Genomic DNA, 16866 nt, shown 5'->3' with positions numbered 1-16866 from the left:
GCGGCTAGCCGAAGAGGTGGCTGGCGACCCGCCTTTGCTCGGTGGTCAGCCAGGCGCCTCCATTGAAGACGCCACCGTCCCACCCTCCGATTTCCGACACCTCGCCCGGCCATCCGACGTTGCGCAGGTCCTCAGGGTCGAAGCGGCCGCGGCAGTACAACCCGAGATCCCAGTCGCTGGAATCGGTGTGGGTTCCCTCCACATGCATCGGCGCGCACCTGGCCAGGAACTCGTTGACGTCCGGCCCGGTCAGAAGCGGGCCGAGAAACCGCCGTCGGCGAACAGAAGCTGCCCGGTAATCCAGCGCCCCTCCGGGGAAACGAGGAACGAGACGACGCCTGCGATGTCCGCGGGCGTGCCGAGCCGGCCCAGCGGGTGCCGAGGGGTCAGGGTATTGCGAAGGTCCTCGTTCATCCAGCCGGTGTCGATCGGGCCCGGGCTGACGACATTGGCGGAGATGCCGCGCGGGCCGAACTCGCGGGCCGCGGAGATGACGATGCGGTCCAGGGCTCCCTTGGAGGCGCCGTAGGGCAGGTTTCCGGTGGTGTGGTCGCTGGTGAACGCGATGATGGCCCCACCGGTGGGTGGTGCCTGCCGGGCGAAGGCAGCGATCAGCAGCAGGCTGGCGCGGGCATTGACGGCGGTGTGACGATCGAAGCTCTCCGCGGTGGTGTCGAGGATCCCGGTCTCCACATCGTGGGCGTGGCTCAGGATCAGCGCGCTGACCGGCCCGCGGTCCCGCGTGACGGCGGCGAAGAGTTCATCGGGGCCGGTCGGTCGGGACAGATCGCAGGGGTAGTCCGTGGAGTCCAGGTCGCTGGTGGCGACCTCCCACCCGTCGGATTCCAGCCGGGGCACGATCCCTGCGGCAATGCTGTTGCTGCGGGCGGCTCCGGTGACGAGGGCAAGAGGCATGCCTTCTACCGTAGTCCACCTCCAGGCCGGCCCCGGCGGAACCATGGCAGAACCCAGGTGACGCCGCCGACGCCGCCCTTGCGCCCGGCGATCCCCGTGTGCCTATAGTTGGTCCATGTTCCTGTGATCCTCGTTCTTCTCCTGCGTCCGCGGCCGCTGCCCGGCGGGAGGTCGATCGACGTCGAGGATCCCCATGAGCACTTCTTCTTTTTCCCGTCCCGCCCGCGCCGCTGCGCATCTCTGGGCTGAGGGCATCTCAATCTCTTTCGGTTCCCGCCGCGTGCTCACCGACGTGTCCTTTACGGTTCCGGCGGGCCGGACCGGTGTCATCGGGGACAACGGATCGGGCAAGACCACCCTGCTGCGCATCCTCGCCGGCCTCCTGGCGCCCGATCGGGGAACGGTGTCGGTGACGCTTCCCGGTGTCGATCGGCCCCGCATTGGGCTGCTGCACCAGGAGCCTCCCTTCGGGCCGACAGCATCGGTCGCCGAAGCGCTGGAATCCGCCGTGGCTCCCGTTCGCACGGCCGCCGACGCGGTCACCGCCGCAGGGGTGGTTCTTGCACGGCGCCCAGATGATGAGGCAGCAGCCAGCGACTATGCGGCGGCTCTGGAGGCCGCGGAGCGGATCGGCGCCTGGGATCTCGATGCCCGCATCGCAGCCATGGTGGCCGGTCTTGGCCTCGCGGGCCTGCCGCCCGACCGGGACACTGGGCAGCTCTCCGGGGGACAGCGCTCGCGGCTGTCCCTGGCCTGGCTGCTGCTGAGCAGGCCCGACGTGCTCCTGCTGGACGAGCCGACAAACCACCTTGACGACGACGCCGCCGGCTACCTGCGCAATCTCGTGGTGTCGTGGCCGGGACCGGTACTGATCGCCAGCCACGACCGGGCGTTCCTTGACGATGTGGTGACGTCGCTCCTCGACCTTGATCCTGCGCCGCTGCCCCACGCCGTGGCCGGACCCCTGGTCGGCGACGGCGATGGAGCGGCCATCGGCGTGGTGCGGTTCACGGGCACGTACACCGAGTATCTTCACGCCCGCCTCGATGCCCGGGAACGGTGGGCCCGGCAGTACCGCGACGAACAGGCACAGCTCGCGCGGCTGCGAGCCGCGGCTCCGTCCAACTACGTCGTGGGCCACGAGGACTGGTCACCGCGGTCCGAGGCCCGCAGCTCGGCCAAGTTCTATTCCGACCGGAACGCCAAGACGGTTTCCCGGCGGGTCAACGACGCGCGGGCCCGCCTCGAGGTCCTTGAGGAGCGGCAGATCCGCAAGCCGCCCCGGGAACTTCGCTTCCAGGGACTCACCGCAGGCAGGTCCGGGCCCTGCCGACAGGACACCGGGCCGGTCCTCACCGTTGCCGAGGCGGCCGTCGCCGGCCGCCTCGGCGCCACCTCGTTGACCCTCAGCGCGGGGGAGAAGGTGCTGATCACGGGACCCAACGGATCGGGCAAATCCACGCTGCTGCTCCTGCTCGCCGGAGCGCTTCTCCCTGATGCCGGAACAGTGACGGCGGCACCCACCCTCCGGGCCGGCCTCCTGGCCCAGGATGTCGACCTGCCGGACCCCCGCGGGCGCGGGTCCGGACGCACCACGCGGCGGGCCTACCAGGACCTCGTGGGGGAGGCGCGCGCCGAACAGGTTCCCCTCCGGAGCTTCGGCCTGATTGCACCGCGGGACGAAAACCGGCCCGTTGCCGCGCTCAGCGTCGGTCAGCAGCGCCGGCTCGCTCTGGCCGTGCTGCTTGCTGACCCGCCCGACCTGCTGCTGCTCGATGAGCCCACCAACCATCTCTCACTTTTCCTCGCCACCCAGCTGGAAGCGGCGATCCCGGACTATCCGGGCGCCGTCGTCGTCGCCTCCCACGACCGGTGGCTGCGCCGCACCTGGAAGGGGAACCGGCTCAGCCTCGCCGGGGTGCGGTGATGCTCATGGCCACAGCGCGATGGCGAGGACTCCGGCGGCGAGGAGGAGGAGCGCAAGGGCCGCGGGAATGGACCGCTTGAGGGTGCCCGTGGAGAAACGGTCGTAGACGGACTGAAGGCGGGCCCGGACCTGTCCGCCGTGTGCCATGCCGAGCGCCAGGAGGATCAGGCAGGGAATGCAGTACACGATCGAGTATCCCGCGAGCACCAGCAGGCCCGTGGCCAGCCCGGTGTCGGCGTCGATCAGGCGCTCTATGGCGATGAAGTAGGGAAAGGCGTTGGGAAGGTCAGCACCGGTCATCAGCACCCCGAGGGGGAAGGCAGTCCCTACGCCGAACCATGACGGCAGATTGACGCCCTTCCGCGGGCGGTCCTTGAACCGTCGAATGCCGGCTGTGAAGAGGGCGGCCGCGGCGATGAGGAACACAATCCGCCGCAGCCAGATGAGGCCGTCTCCCACCATTCCCGCAGCCGCATCGGCGCCGAGGAAGATCGCGGCTCCCAGCACGGCAACGGTGCTCACGGCGCCCAGGACGAAGGTGATGGCCGAGGCCAGCGGCCGCGTTCGCACTGTCAGAAGGATCAGGGTGATCGCCACGATCGTGACGGGATTGAAGGAGTCCGCGATCGCGAGCCCGGCGATGGCGGCGAGCAGCCCCCCGCTCACTTCCGGCCGGTCCTTGGCTTCAACCACTCGAGCACCGATTCCAGCGGCGGCAGCCGGTCGCCGGTCACCGAGTTCATGACCATGCCGTCTCCCAGGAGCCGGATGGCGGCCGCCGCCACGGGGTCGCCCACCTCCTCGGTGATCAGGCGTTCCCACCGCTGGGTCGCCTCCGCCGAGCGCCTGAGCAGGGCCTCGGTCGTCGAGCCGGAGTCGGTGAAGGACACCAGCAGGGCCCGGTACAGGTCGGCGTCCTCGCGCGACATGGACAGGCGCAGCCATGTCTCGGTGACGTTCCCGCGCTCGGCCGCAGCGGCCAGCGCCTCGTCCATCGCCTCGATGGCGTGCGCGGCGATGCCGTCGAGGAGCGCGGCCCTTGAGCGGAAGTGGTGCATGAGTCCGCCCTTGGAGACTCCCGATGCTGCGGCGACGGCGTCGAGGGACGGGACGGAACCGGCCTCGATGGCAAGCCTCCGTGCGGTCTGGAGGATGCGTTCCCGGTTGCTCATGCAGGAACTCTAGCACAGAACCGACCGACCAGTCGGTCTTTTGGAGAACCCCCGGAACTGCGGATCCCTAAGCACCGCGGTGAAGATTGTGACGGCTCCCCGCCCGGCGAGAACCCAGGCAAGCACCAGGGTGAGCACGAGCGCCCGAGCCGGAACCAGACGGAGACAAGCGCTACGGGAGGGATACGCGTTCCACCACAATCAGCGGCGTGACGTAGTGCTCGGTGACGTACCCGCCGAGGTCATGCACGGCCCGGGTGGCCTCCTCGACCTCCGCCGCGCTCCAGTTGCTGAAGGTGCTGAAGAGGCCGTGAACCTCATCGGCGCCAAGCAGGATGCTCCACCGGAAGGTATCCGTTGAGACTTCGGCGAACAGTCCGCCCGCGGTGAGCTCCCTCACCCATCCAGCGGTATCGAGGTCATCGGGGCCGGGCCTCGCCGGAGCGCCGCGCCGCCGCCCGACAATCTGCCCGGTCCGCTCGCGGAAGCGCGTCCTGACGGCCGGATCACCAAAGGCGGTGCGCCACACGGCGAAACTACCGCCGGGCACCAGGGCGCGGTGGAGCTTTGGCAGAACTATTCCGAGATCGAGCCAGTGCACCGAGGTGGCCGCCACGGCCAGATCGAAGCCGGCCTCCGGCAACTCGGCTTCTTCGGCCGTGCCGGCCAGCACGGTGACCTGCGGCAGGCGTGCCCGCAGCCTCCCGGCGAGGTGAGGACCGGGTTCAACGGCCGTCACGCTGAGGCCGGCCTCGATTAGGGCCGCCGTCGCCTGCCCGGAGCCGGCGCCCAGTTCGACCGCGCGCCTGCCCGGCAGCAGCAGGCCAAGGTCGCGCAGCCGCTCCCACAGTTCATCCGGATAGGGCGGGCGGAACCTCTCGTACACCGCCGCCCGCCGGTCAAAGTGCATCGGATCAACCATGGATTCCGCCTTCATCTCCCTAGTTTTATGCCTCTTTGGGTGGACGCATCAGCCGGCGTCGCATGGTGGAACGGGACCTCGAGCCGCACATCAAAGCCGCCCGGCCGGGCGGGTGTCCGGCGGAATTGCCCGTGGCGTCCGCCGTTTCGTCGGTGTATTTTGTCGGCAGTGATACTCCAATTTCCTCTGTGAGCCAGAGTTTCAGTGATTTGCCCGTCGCTCCCTGAAGGGGTGGTGATTCCGTGCGTCCTGGAAGGGAGCTCCGCAGCGAGTTCCCCGAGCCTCCAGCCCCTCACCGACGTCACCCCTGGAGAATCTCATGCGCCCAGCACCAATGTCATCCACCACGGACACCCCACCGGCCCTTGACCGGCGCTCCCTGCGTCCGGATTGCACGAACTGCTTCGCCCTCTGTTGTACCGCCCTTGGTTTCTCGCGGTCCGCGGACTTCGCCGTCGACAAACCGGCCGGAATCCCATGCCGGAACCTCGCATCCGACTTCTCCTGCACCATCCATGAGGTCCTCCGGCCGCGTGGGTTCCGCGGCTGCACCGTCTTCGACTGTTTCGGGGCGGGCCAGCACGTCTCCCAAGGACTGTTCGGAGGAATCAGCTGGGCCGCGGACCCGGAGTCGGGGAAGGACATGCGCGCCGCGTTCAAGACCGCGCGGCAGCTTCACGAGATGCCTTGGTACCTGGAAGAGGCTCAGGGCCGGACCTTCGACCCGGAGGCCCGGCATCGGGCGGGCCGGCTGAGGACGACAATCGAGGCGGCCATGGGCGGCGGGGTGCATCGGCTCCTGGGATTGAATGTTGAGGAAGTGCACGTCAGCGTCAGGGCGCTCCTCATAGAGATAAGTGAGGAAGTGCGGATGTCCTACTCTGCAGCCGGCCGCGAGCATCTCGATGCCGCGCTGGTGCCGGGCGCGGACCTGATCGGCAGGAATCTCAGGTCGAGGCGGCTGTGCGGGGCGGACCTTCGCGGTGCGTACCTGATCGGGGCGGACCTGCGGTTCAGCGACCTCTCCGGCGTCGACCTGCTTGGGGCCGATCTCCGCGACGCCCACCTCGACGGCGCGGATCTCTCCCGGGCCCTGTACCTCACCCAGTCCCACCTGGACGCAGCGGGAGGCAGCCGGTCCACCCGCCTCCCGGCGGACCTGAAGGTGCCCGACCACTGGGGGGACAGCTGATGGAGATCGACAGGCCCCGGGCCCGCTACGGCCCGGCCCATTCCAATCACTGCCCGGGTTCGTACCCGATCAGCCAGTGGACTCCGTGACGGTCGATGACCTGACCATCGGAGGCGCCCCACGGCTTCGGCGAAAGCGGGTCGACGACCTCGCCGTCGACAGCGAGCCGGTCGAACCATCCGTGGAGCGTGTCTGGTTCAGCCGTGCCGAGCAAGGAGAGCATGACGCCTTCGAACCGGACACTCTTCTCTCCCGCTGCCGCATCGGATCCGGCCAGATCGACCACGCCGCTGAGCACTCCGTGCGCTATCGCGTCCGCAGGTCCGTCGGTCCGGCCAAAGTCCTCGAAGGTGTGTAGGGAGAGCGTGCCGCCGAAAACGTCGGCGTAGAAGCCAAGCGCTTCACGGGCGGTGCCGGGGAAGCTGAGGTAGATCTGCGGGGCCGTCATGGGCACAGTCTACAAATCCGCCGCGGCAACGGTACCTGTGCGGAATTGCTCCAACCCCTGCGGGAAGTCCGTTGTGGTTGATCCGGAGGATCCGCTGCGCCACTCGGCCCCTGCGTGCAGGCCATTGCGCCCGGCCGTTGCATCCCGGCTACCCAGTGTTACTATGTACCGGTACCTAGCAACAATGATTAGCGAAGTGAGGCCCCTATGGGTAAGCAAGCCACAGAGATGCTCAAGGGGGTCCTCGAGGGGATAGTGCTGGCGATGCTTTCCTCCCGGCCCGCCTACGGGTACGAGATCACGGGGTGGCTGCGGGACCAGGGCTTCACCGATATTGCCGAAGGAACCATTTACGCGCTGCTGGTGCGGATCGAACAGCGGCACCTTGTCGATGTGGAGAAAGTCCCCTCGGAGAAGGGACCTCCGCGCAAGGTGTACTCACTGAACGCTCAGGGGCAGGAATATCTCAACGAGTTCTGGAGGACCTGGAGCTTCCTCACCGAACGTCTCGAACAGCTCCGCGAAGGGAAGAAGTGATCATGGCCAACTGGATCGAGACTCTCACCGGCCCGCTCGGGCAGAAGAAGCAGTACAAGCAGTACAGGGCGCGCATCGAGGCCCTGCCCGAGCCGTATGGCACCGTAGCGAAGGCCGTGCAGCGGTACCTCATGTACTACGGGGGCGCTACGGACGGCGAGACTCTACTGACCATGATGGGCGACTCCGTCGACCTCTGGGAACGCGCCGCCGAGGACGGCACTGCGGTGCGCGCCATCGTAGGCGAGGACCCGGTCGAGTTCGCCGAAACCTTCGCCCAGGCCTACAGCGGCAAGCAGTGGATCGATAGAGAACGCGCGCGGCTGACCAAGGCCATCGACGACGCGGCGCGGGAGGACCGCAATGACGGTTGAGGCGGCCATCCGGGTGCGCGGTCTGCGGAAGTCATTCGGGGACGTGCACGTGCTGAGGGGGGTCGACCTCGACGTGCCGCGGGGGAGTGTTTTCGCTCTTCTCGGCTCGAATGGCGCGGGCAAGACCACCGCGGTCAGAATACTTTCAACTCTGTTGACGGCCGATTCGGGAACGGCCACCGTTCACGGTTTCGACATCACCGCGCAGGCGGCCGGGGTGCGGGAGGTCATCAGCCTCACCGGCCAGTTTGCCGCCGTTGACGAGATTCTCAGCGGTCGGGAGAACGTGGTGCTCGTCGCCCGGCTGCGGCACCTCAAGAACGCAGGCAGGATCGCCGACGGGCTGCTTGCGCGGTTCGCGCTCGCCGACGCCGGGAGGCGCAGGGTCTCGACCTATTCCGGAGGCATGCGCCGGCGTCTTGACGTCGCGATGAGCCTGATCGGCAATCCGCCGGTGGTGTTCCTCGACGAACCAACGACGGGGCTCGACCCCGAGGGGCGCCTGGAGGTGTGGAGGACGGTGAAGGAACTCGCCCGGGGCGGCACAACTGTCCTGCTCACCACCCAGTACCTGGAAGAGGCTGAACACCTCGCCGACCGGATCGCCATCCTGCATGAGGGGCGCATCATCGCCAACGGCACCCTCGCTGAGCTGAAACAGCTCATGCCCGCAGCCACAGTCGAGTACGTCGAAAAGCAGCCGGGCCTCGAGGAGATTTTCCTGACCATCATCGGCACCGCGGGAGGCGGGCACGAGGCTGCCCGGGACGGTGCCGCCGCCTCTGACTGGAAGGAAAGAAGATGACCATACGCGCTTTCAGCGATACCGCCGTCCTGACCGGGCGGTCCCTGCGCCACATCGCGCGCAGCCCTGACACCATCATCACCACCGCTGTCATGCCCATCGCCTTCCTGCTCTTGTTCGTGTATGTCTTCGGCGGCGCCATCGACACCGGCGCCGTGTCCTACGTGAACTACCTGCTGCCCGGCATCCTGCTGATTACCGTGGCCTCGGGAATCGCCTACACCGCCTACCGGTTGTTCCTTGACCTCAAGGGCGGCATCGTCGACCGGTTCCAGTCAATGCCCATCGCACGGTCCTCCGTGCTGTGGGCGCACGTGCTCACCTCGCTGGTGGCCAACGCGGTCTCGCTCGTCGTCGTTGTGGGGGTTGCGCTGCTGATGGGTTTCCGCACCGGGGCCGGTGTCTCCTCGTGGCTTGCGGTCACCGGCATCCTGACCGCCTTCACCCTGGCGCTGACCTGGATCGCCGTGGTGGCCGGTCTCTCGGCGAAGTCGGTGGACGGCGCAAGCGCATTCTCGTATCCGCTCATTTTCCTGCCTTTCATCAGCTCCGCCTTCGTTCCCACAGAGACCATGCCCGGGCCGGTGCGCTGGTTCGCCGAGAATCAGCCGGTCACGTCGATCGTCAACACCATCCGGAGCCTCTTCGCCCAGCAGCCCGTCGGCGATGACATCTGGACTGCCGTCGGCTGGTGCGTGGGGATCCTCGTTGCCGCCTACGGCTGCTCGGCGGTGATCTACCGACGCAGGGTCAGCTGATCGCACCGCACCGACCCCCATACGGGTGCGCTGACCGGCTGCCTTTCGTCGTTTCCCTCCACCGTGAACCGCAATAGGGTGAACTCCATGGACCCGAGTGAGCAGTTCGAGGCGGAGCGCCCCCGGCTCGTCCGCATCGCTGCCGGTCTGCTCGATGATCGGGCCGAGGCCGAGGACATCGTTCAGCAGGCCTGGCTGCGGTTCGACGGCACGGGGGCCGAAATCGCCAGCGTGCCCGCCTGGCTCACCGTCGTGACGACACGGCTGTGCCTGGACCGTCTCCGCGCCAAGGTTCCCGAGCCCACCGAACCGATGCAGCTGCCCGAGGCACAGTTTGCACCGGACCCGGCCGAACGGGTGGTGCTGGCCGATTCGGTCGGAGTCGCGCTGCAGGTGGTCCTCGAGCGCTTGTCGCCTGCGGAGCGGGTCGCGTTCGTGCTGCATGACACCTTCAGCGTGGACTTCCACACCATCGCGTCCGTCCTCGATGTCTCATCGATGGCTGCCCGCAAGCTGGCCTCACGGGCGCGGTCGAAGGTGTCGGAGTTGGCGCCGCAGGGGACGCCGGCCGACTGGGAAGTGGTCGATGCCTTCCTGTCCGCCGCCAGGGGCGGCAACTTCGCGCGCCTAGTCCACCTCCTGGCACCCGACGTCCTGGTCACCGCCGACGCCGAGGCCATCGCTGCGGGTACTCCGCACCGGCTTCAGGGTCGGAATGAAGTCGCCGCGATGTTCGACGGCGCGGCCAAGGCCGCCCTGCCGGTCTTCCTCGGCGACCGACCCGGCGCGGCCTGGTTCCACCGCGGCCAGGCCCGCGTGGTCTTTGACTTCACCGTCGCAAAAGGGGTTGTCCAGGCGATCACCTTCCGCGCGCAGCCGGACGTGCTGGCATCGCTGACGCGGCGGGAGGCTGCGGCACGCAGGTGATCCGCAGGCTTCTCGAACGTCCGGTGCCCGGTGGTCACATTTGCGGCGCGGCATCCGTCATAGAGACAGGACTCGCGATGCGGTCCCAGACCCAACCGACAGAAGAAGGAACCCGCGATGAAAACCATGACCTGCAAACAGCTGGGCGGCCCCTGCGACTTGGCGCTGAGCGGAGACACCGCCGACGACGTCATTCAGGCCCAGGACCGGCACCTCCGGGAGGCCGTGAAGTCCGGGGACTCCACCCATCAGGAGGCCCACGACGCGATGAAGGGGCGGTGGAGGAACCCGGTCAAGGGGATGGGGTGGTACCGCGACACCAAGAAGGCCTTCGCATCGCTTCCCGAAGGCTGAGACCGTCCAGCGCAGGCGCGGAACGCGGGGGAGGGCCAGAACGGCCGGTTCCGACGTTCCGCGCCGCAGCTGCCCGCTCCCCGCCACCGCCTGCAGGGGTTGGCCCGCAGCCCACCCCGCGCGAAGATGAGGAAGTCACCGTGATGATCCCCCGGGAAGCGGTCGAACGATCAGCGGCACGGACGTCGTTGCGTGTTCGAAGGCGTTGGACCGCGCAGCCCAAAAACGAGGAGCCAGTCCATGCACCGCAGCCGCCTGTCCACAATCCTGATCGACGCCCCGTCCGACCAGGCCGATGCAAGCACCAGCTTTTGGTCAAGCGCGCTCGGGGTTCCGGCCCAAAGTCCTCCCGGGGAACCGCAGTTTCGAACCCTGAAGGACTGCGTGCCGAACCTTGTCGTCGCGGTGCAGTCGGTCGAGGACTCCGTCCGCTACCACGTGGACATCGAGACGGATGACGTTCCGGCGGAGGTGGCCCGGCTGACCGCCCTGGGCGCCGTGGAGGTCTCGAGCTGGCAGGGGTGCCATACGCTCCGTGCCCCCGGCGGCCACCTGCTGTGCGTCATTCCGGTCCACAGTGACGAGGGGACGTTCAGCGCCCTGGCCCGCACCTGGTCATGACGACACGTCGGCGTGACTACATCGCCGCGGCCGTGAGGTCGTCGAAGAACCGCGACTTGTCCGTTTCGACGTCCGTGCTGGTCCGCTTCAGGAGGTTGTACTGCTCCCGCGCAGCGGCGCTCTGTCCCATCCGTTCCCAGGACCGGACGAACCTCACGTCGTGTTCGGAACCGACAACGGTGACCGCCACACCGACCGGAGGGATCGAGGCCCTCTCAAAGACGGCGAACCAGGAGGTCCAGATCTCCCTCCGGGCAGCAGCGAAAAGCCCCGGAAGCCGGGAGATTGCCACCGGGAAGTCGTCTGCCGTCACCTGGAGGTGAAGGTCGATATCCCCTTTGGTGAGGAGGCCCGCCAAGCTGCTTCCGCCGGTAAGGAGCAGGTCTCCCGGCACTCCTTCGGAGATCAGCTTCCTGCGCTCCTCGGCGAGCGCGGCGACCGCCTGCTCGACAGTTTCCGGTGTGGTGAGTTGCCAGCGAGTCACGGCGTGTTCCTTTCGGGCGCGCACCCGCACGCGGGAACAGCGGGTTTGCACGATAGGTCGGTTCCACAATTGTGCCCGGTGCCTCGGGGGGCAGCTCCGCGGCCGGCCGGCTCCATCCCGGACCGCTCCCGGCGCCCCGGCGGAGGGACCCGGCGGCAGTGCCAGCGGCTCGTCGGCGCGGAGCCGCGGCCCGCTTTGCCGTGGCTGTCTGGCGGAATGGGATGCATTTCGGTACCGTGAGCAGGCCGGGAAGGAAGTACCCGCCGCACCGCTGGGGTGGGGCGGACCTGGCAATCCGAGAAGCTGCGCTCCGCAGCGCGTGCGAAAAGGTCTCAATCTCATGAATGCTCAGGCGCTTCATCCTGCCCGTAGTGGTCCCCGGCCGGCTGCCGGCTGACGATCCGTGGACACGACGAGAACCCACCCGCCCCGCACTCCAGAGCCGCGCCCGCACCGGCAGCCCGCTCCTGATTCCGCTTCCACGCCCTCGGCGGAGAGGATGTCCTCTCTCCGGACCGCTCCGGGCCCGGCAGCGAGGGGACGCTTCCACCGGACGGTGGGCCTAATCATCGCCGTGCTGGCGGCCGGAGCGGCAGCTGCCCTGTGGGCGGCCGTGGCCGTCGGCGGGCCGTCCCAGGTGGAGGGTCCGGCCAGCGGCGTCATCCTGGGGTTATGGCGCGTGCTGTACAACACGGACACACCCCCCGTCCGCGTACTGGCCATCGCCATGGCCCTGGCGGTGCTTCTGGCGGCTGGCGTGGCGCTGCTTGAACAGCGCATCGCGACGCGGTCGCGTCGTTCGGCCAATCCGGTCAGCACTCCGCTGGCGCCGCGCATCGTGATGGCCGCGACAAGGGGTATCTATTCCGGCCCGGTCACTGTCACCGTGCTGATCCCGGCGCACAACGAGGAGGCCTCGCTGCCGGCCACGATCGCCTCGCTTCGGACCCAGTCGCACCCCCCGGAGCGGATCATCGTTGTAGCGGACAACTGCACCGACGCCACGGTCGCACTGGCGCGCCGCGCCGGGGTCGAGGTGTTCGAGTCGGTCAACAACAGCCGGAAAAAGGCCGGTGCCCTGAATCAGGCGCTCTCCCGGATCCTCCCGGGTCAGGGCCCCAACGACGTGGTCATGGTCATGGACGCCGATACCCGGATCGACGACGGATTTCTTGCGGCGGCCGTACAGCGCTTCACCGATGACCGGGCGCTGATGGCGGTCGGCGGCCTGTTCTACGGAGAGCAGGGACACGGACTGCTGGGCCAGTTCCAGCGCAACGAGTACATCCGCTACAGCCGGCAAATCCGGCGCCGAGGCGGACGAGTGTTCGTGCTGACCGGGACGGCGTCGCTCTTCCGTCCTGCCGCATTGAGAACCGTCGCCGAGCAAAGGGGAATCTCGATCCCCGGCACCAACGGGGACGTCTACGATACGGCGGCCCTCACCGAGGACAATGAGCTGACGATCGCGCTGAAGTCCCTGGGCGCGCTGATCATCTCCCCGCACCAATGCACTGTTGTCACCGAACTGATGCCCAGCTGGTCCATGCTGTGGGCTCAGCGGCTCCGGTGGCAGCGCGGGGCCCTTGAAAACATCGGCGCCTACGGTGTAACGCCGCAGACCCTGCGGTACTGGGTGCAGCAGCTCGGCATCGGGTACGGGGTCATCGCGCTCGGCTCCTACCTGCTGCTCGGACTCCTGATGGTGTTTTCCCTCGATGAGTGGGTCTGGTTTCCGTTCTGGCTGGGCCTTGGCGCCCTGTTCATGGTCGAACGGGTGTGCACCGTCTGGAAGGGCGGCTGGCGTGCCCGCCTGCTGGCCGCAACTCTTCTGCCCGAACTCTGCTTCGATATGTTCCTCAACGTCGTCTACGTGAAAGGCATCATCGATATCTCCCTTGGCCGTGCCCCGGACTGGAAGCACGTTCCCCACACCAGCGCCCTGGACGGACAGGAGGCGGCATTGTGATTGCTGCCCCGTACCTGCCCACCGGGCTTGTCTTCCCCGAATCGATCCTGCACAGCGAACTGTTCGCCGTTTTGGCCACCTTCGTGGCCATCAACACCGTTATGTACGCAGCACTGGCCATCGTGAAGGTGCTGCCGAAGGTCTACGCACCCGGGTGGATGCGCTCACGGGGGGAACGCAGCGAAACCCGCAGCATCCACCCCGACATGCCCTCCTGACCGGACTAGGCTCAGCAGCTGCGGTCATCCCGATGCCCGTCCTTGCCGTCCCACCATGAGGAGCGGAATGCTAAGGGGACGACCCGATATAGCTGCAGTCGTTCAGCGCATGCCGCTGAGGGGTGGTTCGAGGATGTTGAAGGGGATGCAATGAAGCTTCTGCTAGTGACCGCGGGGACGCGGGGCGACGTCGACCCCTTTGTGGTGCTTGCCCGTCGGGCGCTGCGGGCAGGGCATGAGGTGCGCCTCCTTGTTCCGGACAATTCCGGAGTGGACACCTCGGACATCGACGTCTCCAGTCTTGGGGTCGATTACACCCAGTTGATCAAGCAGCAGGGCGTTTCCATCGGTGCTGCGCTTCGCTCGTACCGCTCAGTGGTGCGCCCGGTCATGCACGGCGTACTGATCGAGTCAGCGAAAGCGGCTCTTGAATATTCCCCCGACGTGCTGGTGGCGCACCCCAAGATCCTCTCGGCGCCGCTGGTTGCCGAGGCACTCGGTATTCCCTTCGTGTGGGTCGAAATGGTGCCGGTGCTGACCCCAACGCGCGCGTTCCCAGCCGCGGGAACCATCGGCCGAAACCTGGGCCCACTCAACCGGTACACCTACCGGGCTGCCGCCGGGAGCGCGGCCTTGTTCCGCCGGGATCTTGCGGAGGTGGCGAAACTCGTTGGCAACCGAGGCGGCCGCAGTGCGCCGCCGGCGGCAACGCTGATGCCTATCAGCCCGGCGGTCCTGCAGCGCCCTCCGGACTGGCCGGCCACTGTCCACCTCACCGGACCGTGGCGACCGCCAGCGGAAGGCGTCCTCCCCGATCACGTCGCAGATTTCATTGCGGGCGGGGACTTCGTCTATGCCGGGTTCGGTTCAATGGCTGCCGGGGATCCAGTCGCCCGAGCACGGGCGGTGGTGGGCGGTATCCGCAGGACCGGAGCGCGTTCCCTCATAGCTGCCGGATTGGGCGGCCTGTCCGTTCCCCCTGACGTGCTCGATGACGATGTGCTCGTGACCGATTCCGTCGCCCATGACCTCGTCCTGCCCCTTGCAGGGGCTGCCGTACACCACGGTGGGATCGGGACCGTTCAGGCAGCGCTGGCAGCCGGAACCGTGTCGGTCATCGTGCCCTTCATCGCAGATCAGCCCTTCTGGGGAGCCCGGGTTCATGAACGCGGCCTCGGCCCTTCACCCATTCGACAGCGTGCACTTACCTCGGGCCGCCTTGCGGCCGCCCTCTCACAGGCGGGGGAATATCGTCCAGCGGCGCAACGGGTGGCACGCGCCATGGCGGCGGAGGACGGGCCGGCCGCTGCTGTAAACATCATCGAGACACTCCACCGCTGAGCTTCCTCGGCGGATTCGTCGGTGCACAGGGACGACGCACGGGTCTACGGAGGGGCGTCGTCGGCGTTCATCAGGTGAGCCTAGATGAAACCCGGTCGCCCATGCGGCACAGATGGACTGCGTTCCGCTGTGCTTCCGTAGGCGCCGGCCCAACGGCTTCCGCGGTGGGCCCGCACACGGCTGGCTAAGGATCGTCAGACCCCACCCGGTCACTGTCCCGGTCCATTCTCGGAACAGTGACCACGAACCAAATGATGCCTAGGTAGAACAGAGTGCCCGCAATCACCGCCGGTACCGGACCGAAGACGGCGTCCACAAGCAGGGCTATCGGCGGAGGGAAAACCAGGAGAAGCAGGCGCCATGTCGTCAGTTCACGGCCGGTGATCTTCCAGTTCCGCTTATTCGACCGTCCGTTGGGTTCCCTCATCTTTGGAGACTACATTTTGCCGGATCCCTCCTCTGCGACGTGGCCAGAGAAGATGCCGCGGGGATCGTAGGCCTCGCCCACCTCAGCGAGCCGGGCGCGGATGTCGGCGGGCCACGAGCTCACGGCCGCCTCGCCAGGCTTCGCCTGGAAATTGATCAGCGTTGTCTCCGACAGCCATGGAGCGAGCCGGCCGGTGATACCCTCCATCGCCTGGGGCAGGGCCGACTCGAACAGGCTCGGATCGGGAAGTCCGGCCAGCAGGAGCGAATAATCCGCGCTGCGTCCGCCCACAGCGCTGCCCTCGGGCACGTCACGGCGGGTGGCACCGCCGAGGTGGCGGACCTCTGCCGCTACCACCGGGACGTCGACATCGGGACCAACGGTTTCCAGGATCGCCTCGGCGAAACCGGCGTCGGCATGGGTCAGCAGCCGCTGGACATTGCCGTCCCAGAGGGGAATGGGGTCCGCCGGGTCGTTGTGGATCGAGCCGATGTCTGAGGCCGCCATGTCGCCGACAGCATCGATGAGTGCCGGTGCAACGCGGCGCAGCGGCGCGAGCAGCCGCCGGCCCTCGGACGATTCCCCGACATACGCCACCCGGAGGTGCAGGGCTGTCTTCCCGCGCAGGGGTTCCGGAATGAACTCAAGCGGCGGGAACCGAACGATAGCCGCGGACGACGTGAGGGCCTCCGGCACGGTCTTCGTCCATTCAAGCCACGCCGTGAACACCGTTCCCACGTGCTCGGGGTCAAAAAATATCGAGCCGCCGTAGAGCGTTTCCAGTGGCACGAGTTCGAGTTCCATGGCAGTGACCACGCCGAGGCCGCCCTTACCGCCGCGCAGCGCCCAAAAGAGGTCGGGGGAGTGAGTGGCATCGGCGTGGACAAGCTCACCCTCGGCCGTGACGACACGGAAGGAACGGACCCAGTCGGAGGACATCCCGAAGGTGCGGGCGAGGGGCCCGACGCCTCCGCCGAGAATGTAGCCGATCGCTCCGACGCTGGTTGACGATCCGACGACGGGTGCCAGTCCGTGCGCGGCCGCGGCGGCAACGATATCGCTGACTCGATGGCCGGCCGCCACGGTGGCGGTCCGTCCCTCGACGTCCACAGCCACCTCGCCCGCGAGTCTGGAGGTCGTCAGCATGAGCCCTTCCGTCACATCGACATAGGATCCGTGGCCCGTCGCGAAGACAGTGAGGGGCAGGGAGTGCTCTGTGGCGAAGCGGACGGCGGCCGCCACGTCGGCCTCGGATTCGGCCCCGACGACGAGGTCCGGATCGTGTGTGACGAGAACGTTGTAGGCGGCGACCTCCGCGGCCAGGGCGTCGTCGCCGCGTGCGAATACCGGACCGGAGACGAGAGTCCGCAGTAGGTTGAGCTGGTGGAGTGATACTTCTGCCATGGGTGGGCCTTTCAAGAAGAATGAGGGCATATTCCTGGGTGGAGTGTTCGGATGGGCGCCGGTCGCCTGGC

Annotated in this window: 21 protein-coding genes; 12 read left to right on the top strand and 9 right to left on the bottom strand. The window is 67.5% G+C overall.

The genetic code is table 11. The annotated features are described in order from the left end of the window. Positions 1-4: 4 nt before the first annotated feature. Both GVV77_RS04185 and GVV77_RS04180 read right to left on the bottom strand, forming a co-directional pair. The gene (locus GVV77_RS04185) at positions 5-208 is read right to left on the bottom strand and encodes a hypothetical protein (protein ID WP_201291339.1); all 204 of its coding nucleotides are present in this window, start codon (positions 206-208) and stop codon (positions 5-7) included. 41 nt (positions 209-249) lie between these two features. After that, positions 250-915: an SDR family oxidoreductase gene (locus GVV77_RS04180; RefSeq protein ID WP_159616641.1), complete on the bottom strand. Its 666-nt coding sequence runs from the start codon at positions 913-915 to the stop codon at positions 250-252. A 193-nt stretch (positions 916-1108) separates the two neighbouring features. On the opposite strand from GVV77_RS04180, the gene GVV77_RS04175 reads away from it, so the two are divergent. Continuing rightward, positions 1109-2842, top strand: a complete 1734-nt coding sequence (locus GVV77_RS04175; RefSeq protein ID WP_159616639.1) for an ABC-F family ATP-binding cassette domain-containing protein — start codon at positions 1109-1111, stop codon at positions 2840-2842. A gap of 3 nt (positions 2843-2845) precedes the next feature. Here the strand turns inward: GVV77_RS04175 and GVV77_RS04170 are convergent, their stop codons facing one another. From GVV77_RS04170 to GVV77_RS04160, 3 genes are all read right to left on the bottom strand, one after another. Beyond that, positions 2846-3508, bottom strand: a complete 663-nt coding sequence (locus tag GVV77_RS04170; RefSeq protein ID WP_159616637.1) for a GAP family protein — start codon at positions 3506-3508, stop codon at positions 2846-2848. Further along, complete coding sequence (locus GVV77_RS04165; RefSeq protein WP_159616635.1) at positions 3505-4014, bottom strand: TetR/AcrR family transcriptional regulator; 510 nt, start codon at positions 4012-4014, stop codon at positions 3505-3507. The genes GVV77_RS04170 and GVV77_RS04165 overlap by 4 nt, the downstream gene beginning before the upstream one ends. A gap of 172 nt (positions 4015-4186) precedes the next feature. Next, positions 4187-4951: a class I SAM-dependent methyltransferase gene (locus GVV77_RS04160; RefSeq protein ID WP_246199629.1), complete on the bottom strand. Its 765-nt coding sequence runs from the start codon at positions 4949-4951 to the stop codon at positions 4187-4189. Positions 4952-5255: 304 nt separating this feature from the next. Here GVV77_RS04160 and GVV77_RS04155 point away from each other — a divergent pair, with 304 nt between their 5' ends. After that, positions 5256-6128, top strand: a complete 873-nt coding sequence (locus GVV77_RS04155) for a pentapeptide repeat-containing protein (protein ID WP_159616633.1) — start codon at positions 5256-5258, stop codon at positions 6126-6128. 46 nt (positions 6129-6174) lie between these two features. Here GVV77_RS04155 and GVV77_RS04150 read toward each other — a convergent pair whose 3' ends face one another. Further along, positions 6175-6576, bottom strand: a complete 402-nt coding sequence (locus tag GVV77_RS04150) for a VOC family protein (RefSeq protein ID WP_159616631.1) — start codon at positions 6574-6576, stop codon at positions 6175-6177. Between the two features lie 207 nt (positions 6577-6783). Here GVV77_RS04150 and GVV77_RS04145 point away from each other — a divergent pair, with 207 nt between their 5' ends. The 7 genes from GVV77_RS04145 to GVV77_RS04115 all read left to right on the top strand — a co-directional run bounded on the left by GVV77_RS04145 (position 6784) and on the right by GVV77_RS04115 (position 10952). Next, complete coding sequence (locus GVV77_RS04145) at positions 6784-7113, top strand: PadR family transcriptional regulator (RefSeq protein ID WP_159616629.1); 330 nt, start codon at positions 6784-6786, stop codon at positions 7111-7113. Then, positions 7113-7487 carry a DUF1048 domain-containing protein gene (locus tag GVV77_RS04140; RefSeq protein ID WP_159617001.1) on the top strand — a complete coding sequence of 125 codons (375 nt, stop codon included), beginning with the start codon at positions 7113-7115 and terminating at the stop codon, positions 7485-7487. Before GVV77_RS04145 ends, GVV77_RS04140 begins: the two co-directional genes overlap by 1 nt. Continuing rightward, positions 7477-8292, top strand: a complete 816-nt coding sequence (locus tag GVV77_RS04135; protein WP_159616627.1) for an ABC transporter ATP-binding protein — start codon at positions 7477-7479, stop codon at positions 8290-8292. The genes GVV77_RS04140 and GVV77_RS04135 overlap by 11 nt, the downstream gene beginning before the upstream one ends. Continuing rightward, positions 8289-9050: an ABC transporter permease gene (locus tag GVV77_RS04130; protein ID WP_159616625.1), complete on the top strand. Its 762-nt coding sequence runs from the start codon at positions 8289-8291 to the stop codon at positions 9048-9050. Before GVV77_RS04135 ends, GVV77_RS04130 begins: the two co-directional genes overlap by 4 nt. Positions 9051-9137: 87 nt before the next feature. Then, positions 9138-9977: a sigma-70 family RNA polymerase sigma factor gene (locus tag GVV77_RS04125; protein WP_159616623.1), complete on the top strand. Its 840-nt coding sequence runs from the start codon at positions 9138-9140 to the stop codon at positions 9975-9977. 117 nt (positions 9978-10094) lie between these two features. Further along, a complete protein-coding gene (locus tag GVV77_RS04120) occupies positions 10095-10331 on the top strand; it encodes a hypothetical protein (RefSeq protein WP_159616621.1) in 237 nt (78 codons plus the stop codon). A gap of 240 nt (positions 10332-10571) precedes the next feature. After that, complete coding sequence (locus GVV77_RS04115) at positions 10572-10952, top strand: VOC family protein (RefSeq protein ID WP_159616619.1); 381 nt, start codon at positions 10572-10574, stop codon at positions 10950-10952. A 16-nt stretch (positions 10953-10968) separates the two neighbouring features. On the opposite strand, the gene GVV77_RS04110 is transcribed toward GVV77_RS04115, so the two are convergent. After that, entirely contained in the window at positions 10969-11436 is a 468-nt protein-coding gene (locus GVV77_RS04110) for a hypothetical protein (RefSeq protein ID WP_159616617.1), read from the bottom strand. Between the two features lie 499 nt (positions 11437-11935). On the opposite strand from GVV77_RS04110, the gene GVV77_RS04105 reads away from it, so the two are divergent. The 3 genes from GVV77_RS04105 (at position 11936) to GVV77_RS04095 (ending at position 14964) form a co-directional block, all read left to right on the top strand. Continuing rightward, positions 11936-13405, top strand: a complete 1470-nt coding sequence (locus tag GVV77_RS04105; protein ID WP_159616615.1) for a glycosyltransferase family 2 protein — start codon at positions 11936-11938, stop codon at positions 13403-13405. Beyond that, positions 13402-13623: a hypothetical protein gene (locus GVV77_RS04100; RefSeq protein ID WP_246199628.1), complete on the top strand. Its 222-nt coding sequence runs from the start codon at positions 13402-13404 to the stop codon at positions 13621-13623. Before GVV77_RS04105 ends, GVV77_RS04100 begins: the two co-directional genes overlap by 4 nt. 150 nt (positions 13624-13773) lie before the next feature. Then, positions 13774-14964: a glycosyltransferase gene (locus GVV77_RS04095; RefSeq protein WP_159616613.1), complete on the top strand. Its 1191-nt coding sequence runs from the start codon at positions 13774-13776 to the stop codon at positions 14962-14964. Positions 14965-15148: 184 nt separating this feature from the next. Here the strand turns inward: GVV77_RS04095 and GVV77_RS04090 are convergent, their stop codons facing one another. Continuing rightward, positions 15149-15391: a hypothetical protein gene (locus GVV77_RS04090; RefSeq protein ID WP_159616611.1), complete on the bottom strand. Its 243-nt coding sequence runs from the start codon at positions 15389-15391 to the stop codon at positions 15149-15151. Between the two features lie 9 nt (positions 15392-15400). Continuing rightward, on the bottom strand, positions 15401-16795 hold the full coding sequence (locus GVV77_RS04085; protein WP_159616609.1) for an FAD-binding oxidoreductase: 1395 nt from the start codon (positions 16793-16795) through the stop codon (positions 15401-15403). Positions 16796-16866 lie beyond the last annotated feature (71 nt).

Origin of the sequence: Arthrobacter zhaoguopingii, assembly GCF_009828605.1 — a bacterium.
GTDB lineage: Bacteria > Actinomycetota > Actinomycetes > Actinomycetales > Micrococcaceae > Arthrobacter_D > Arthrobacter_D zhaoguopingii.
The sequence above is the reverse complement of the archived record's forward strand: the minus strand, read 5'-3'. Positions and strand labels throughout refer to the sequence as shown.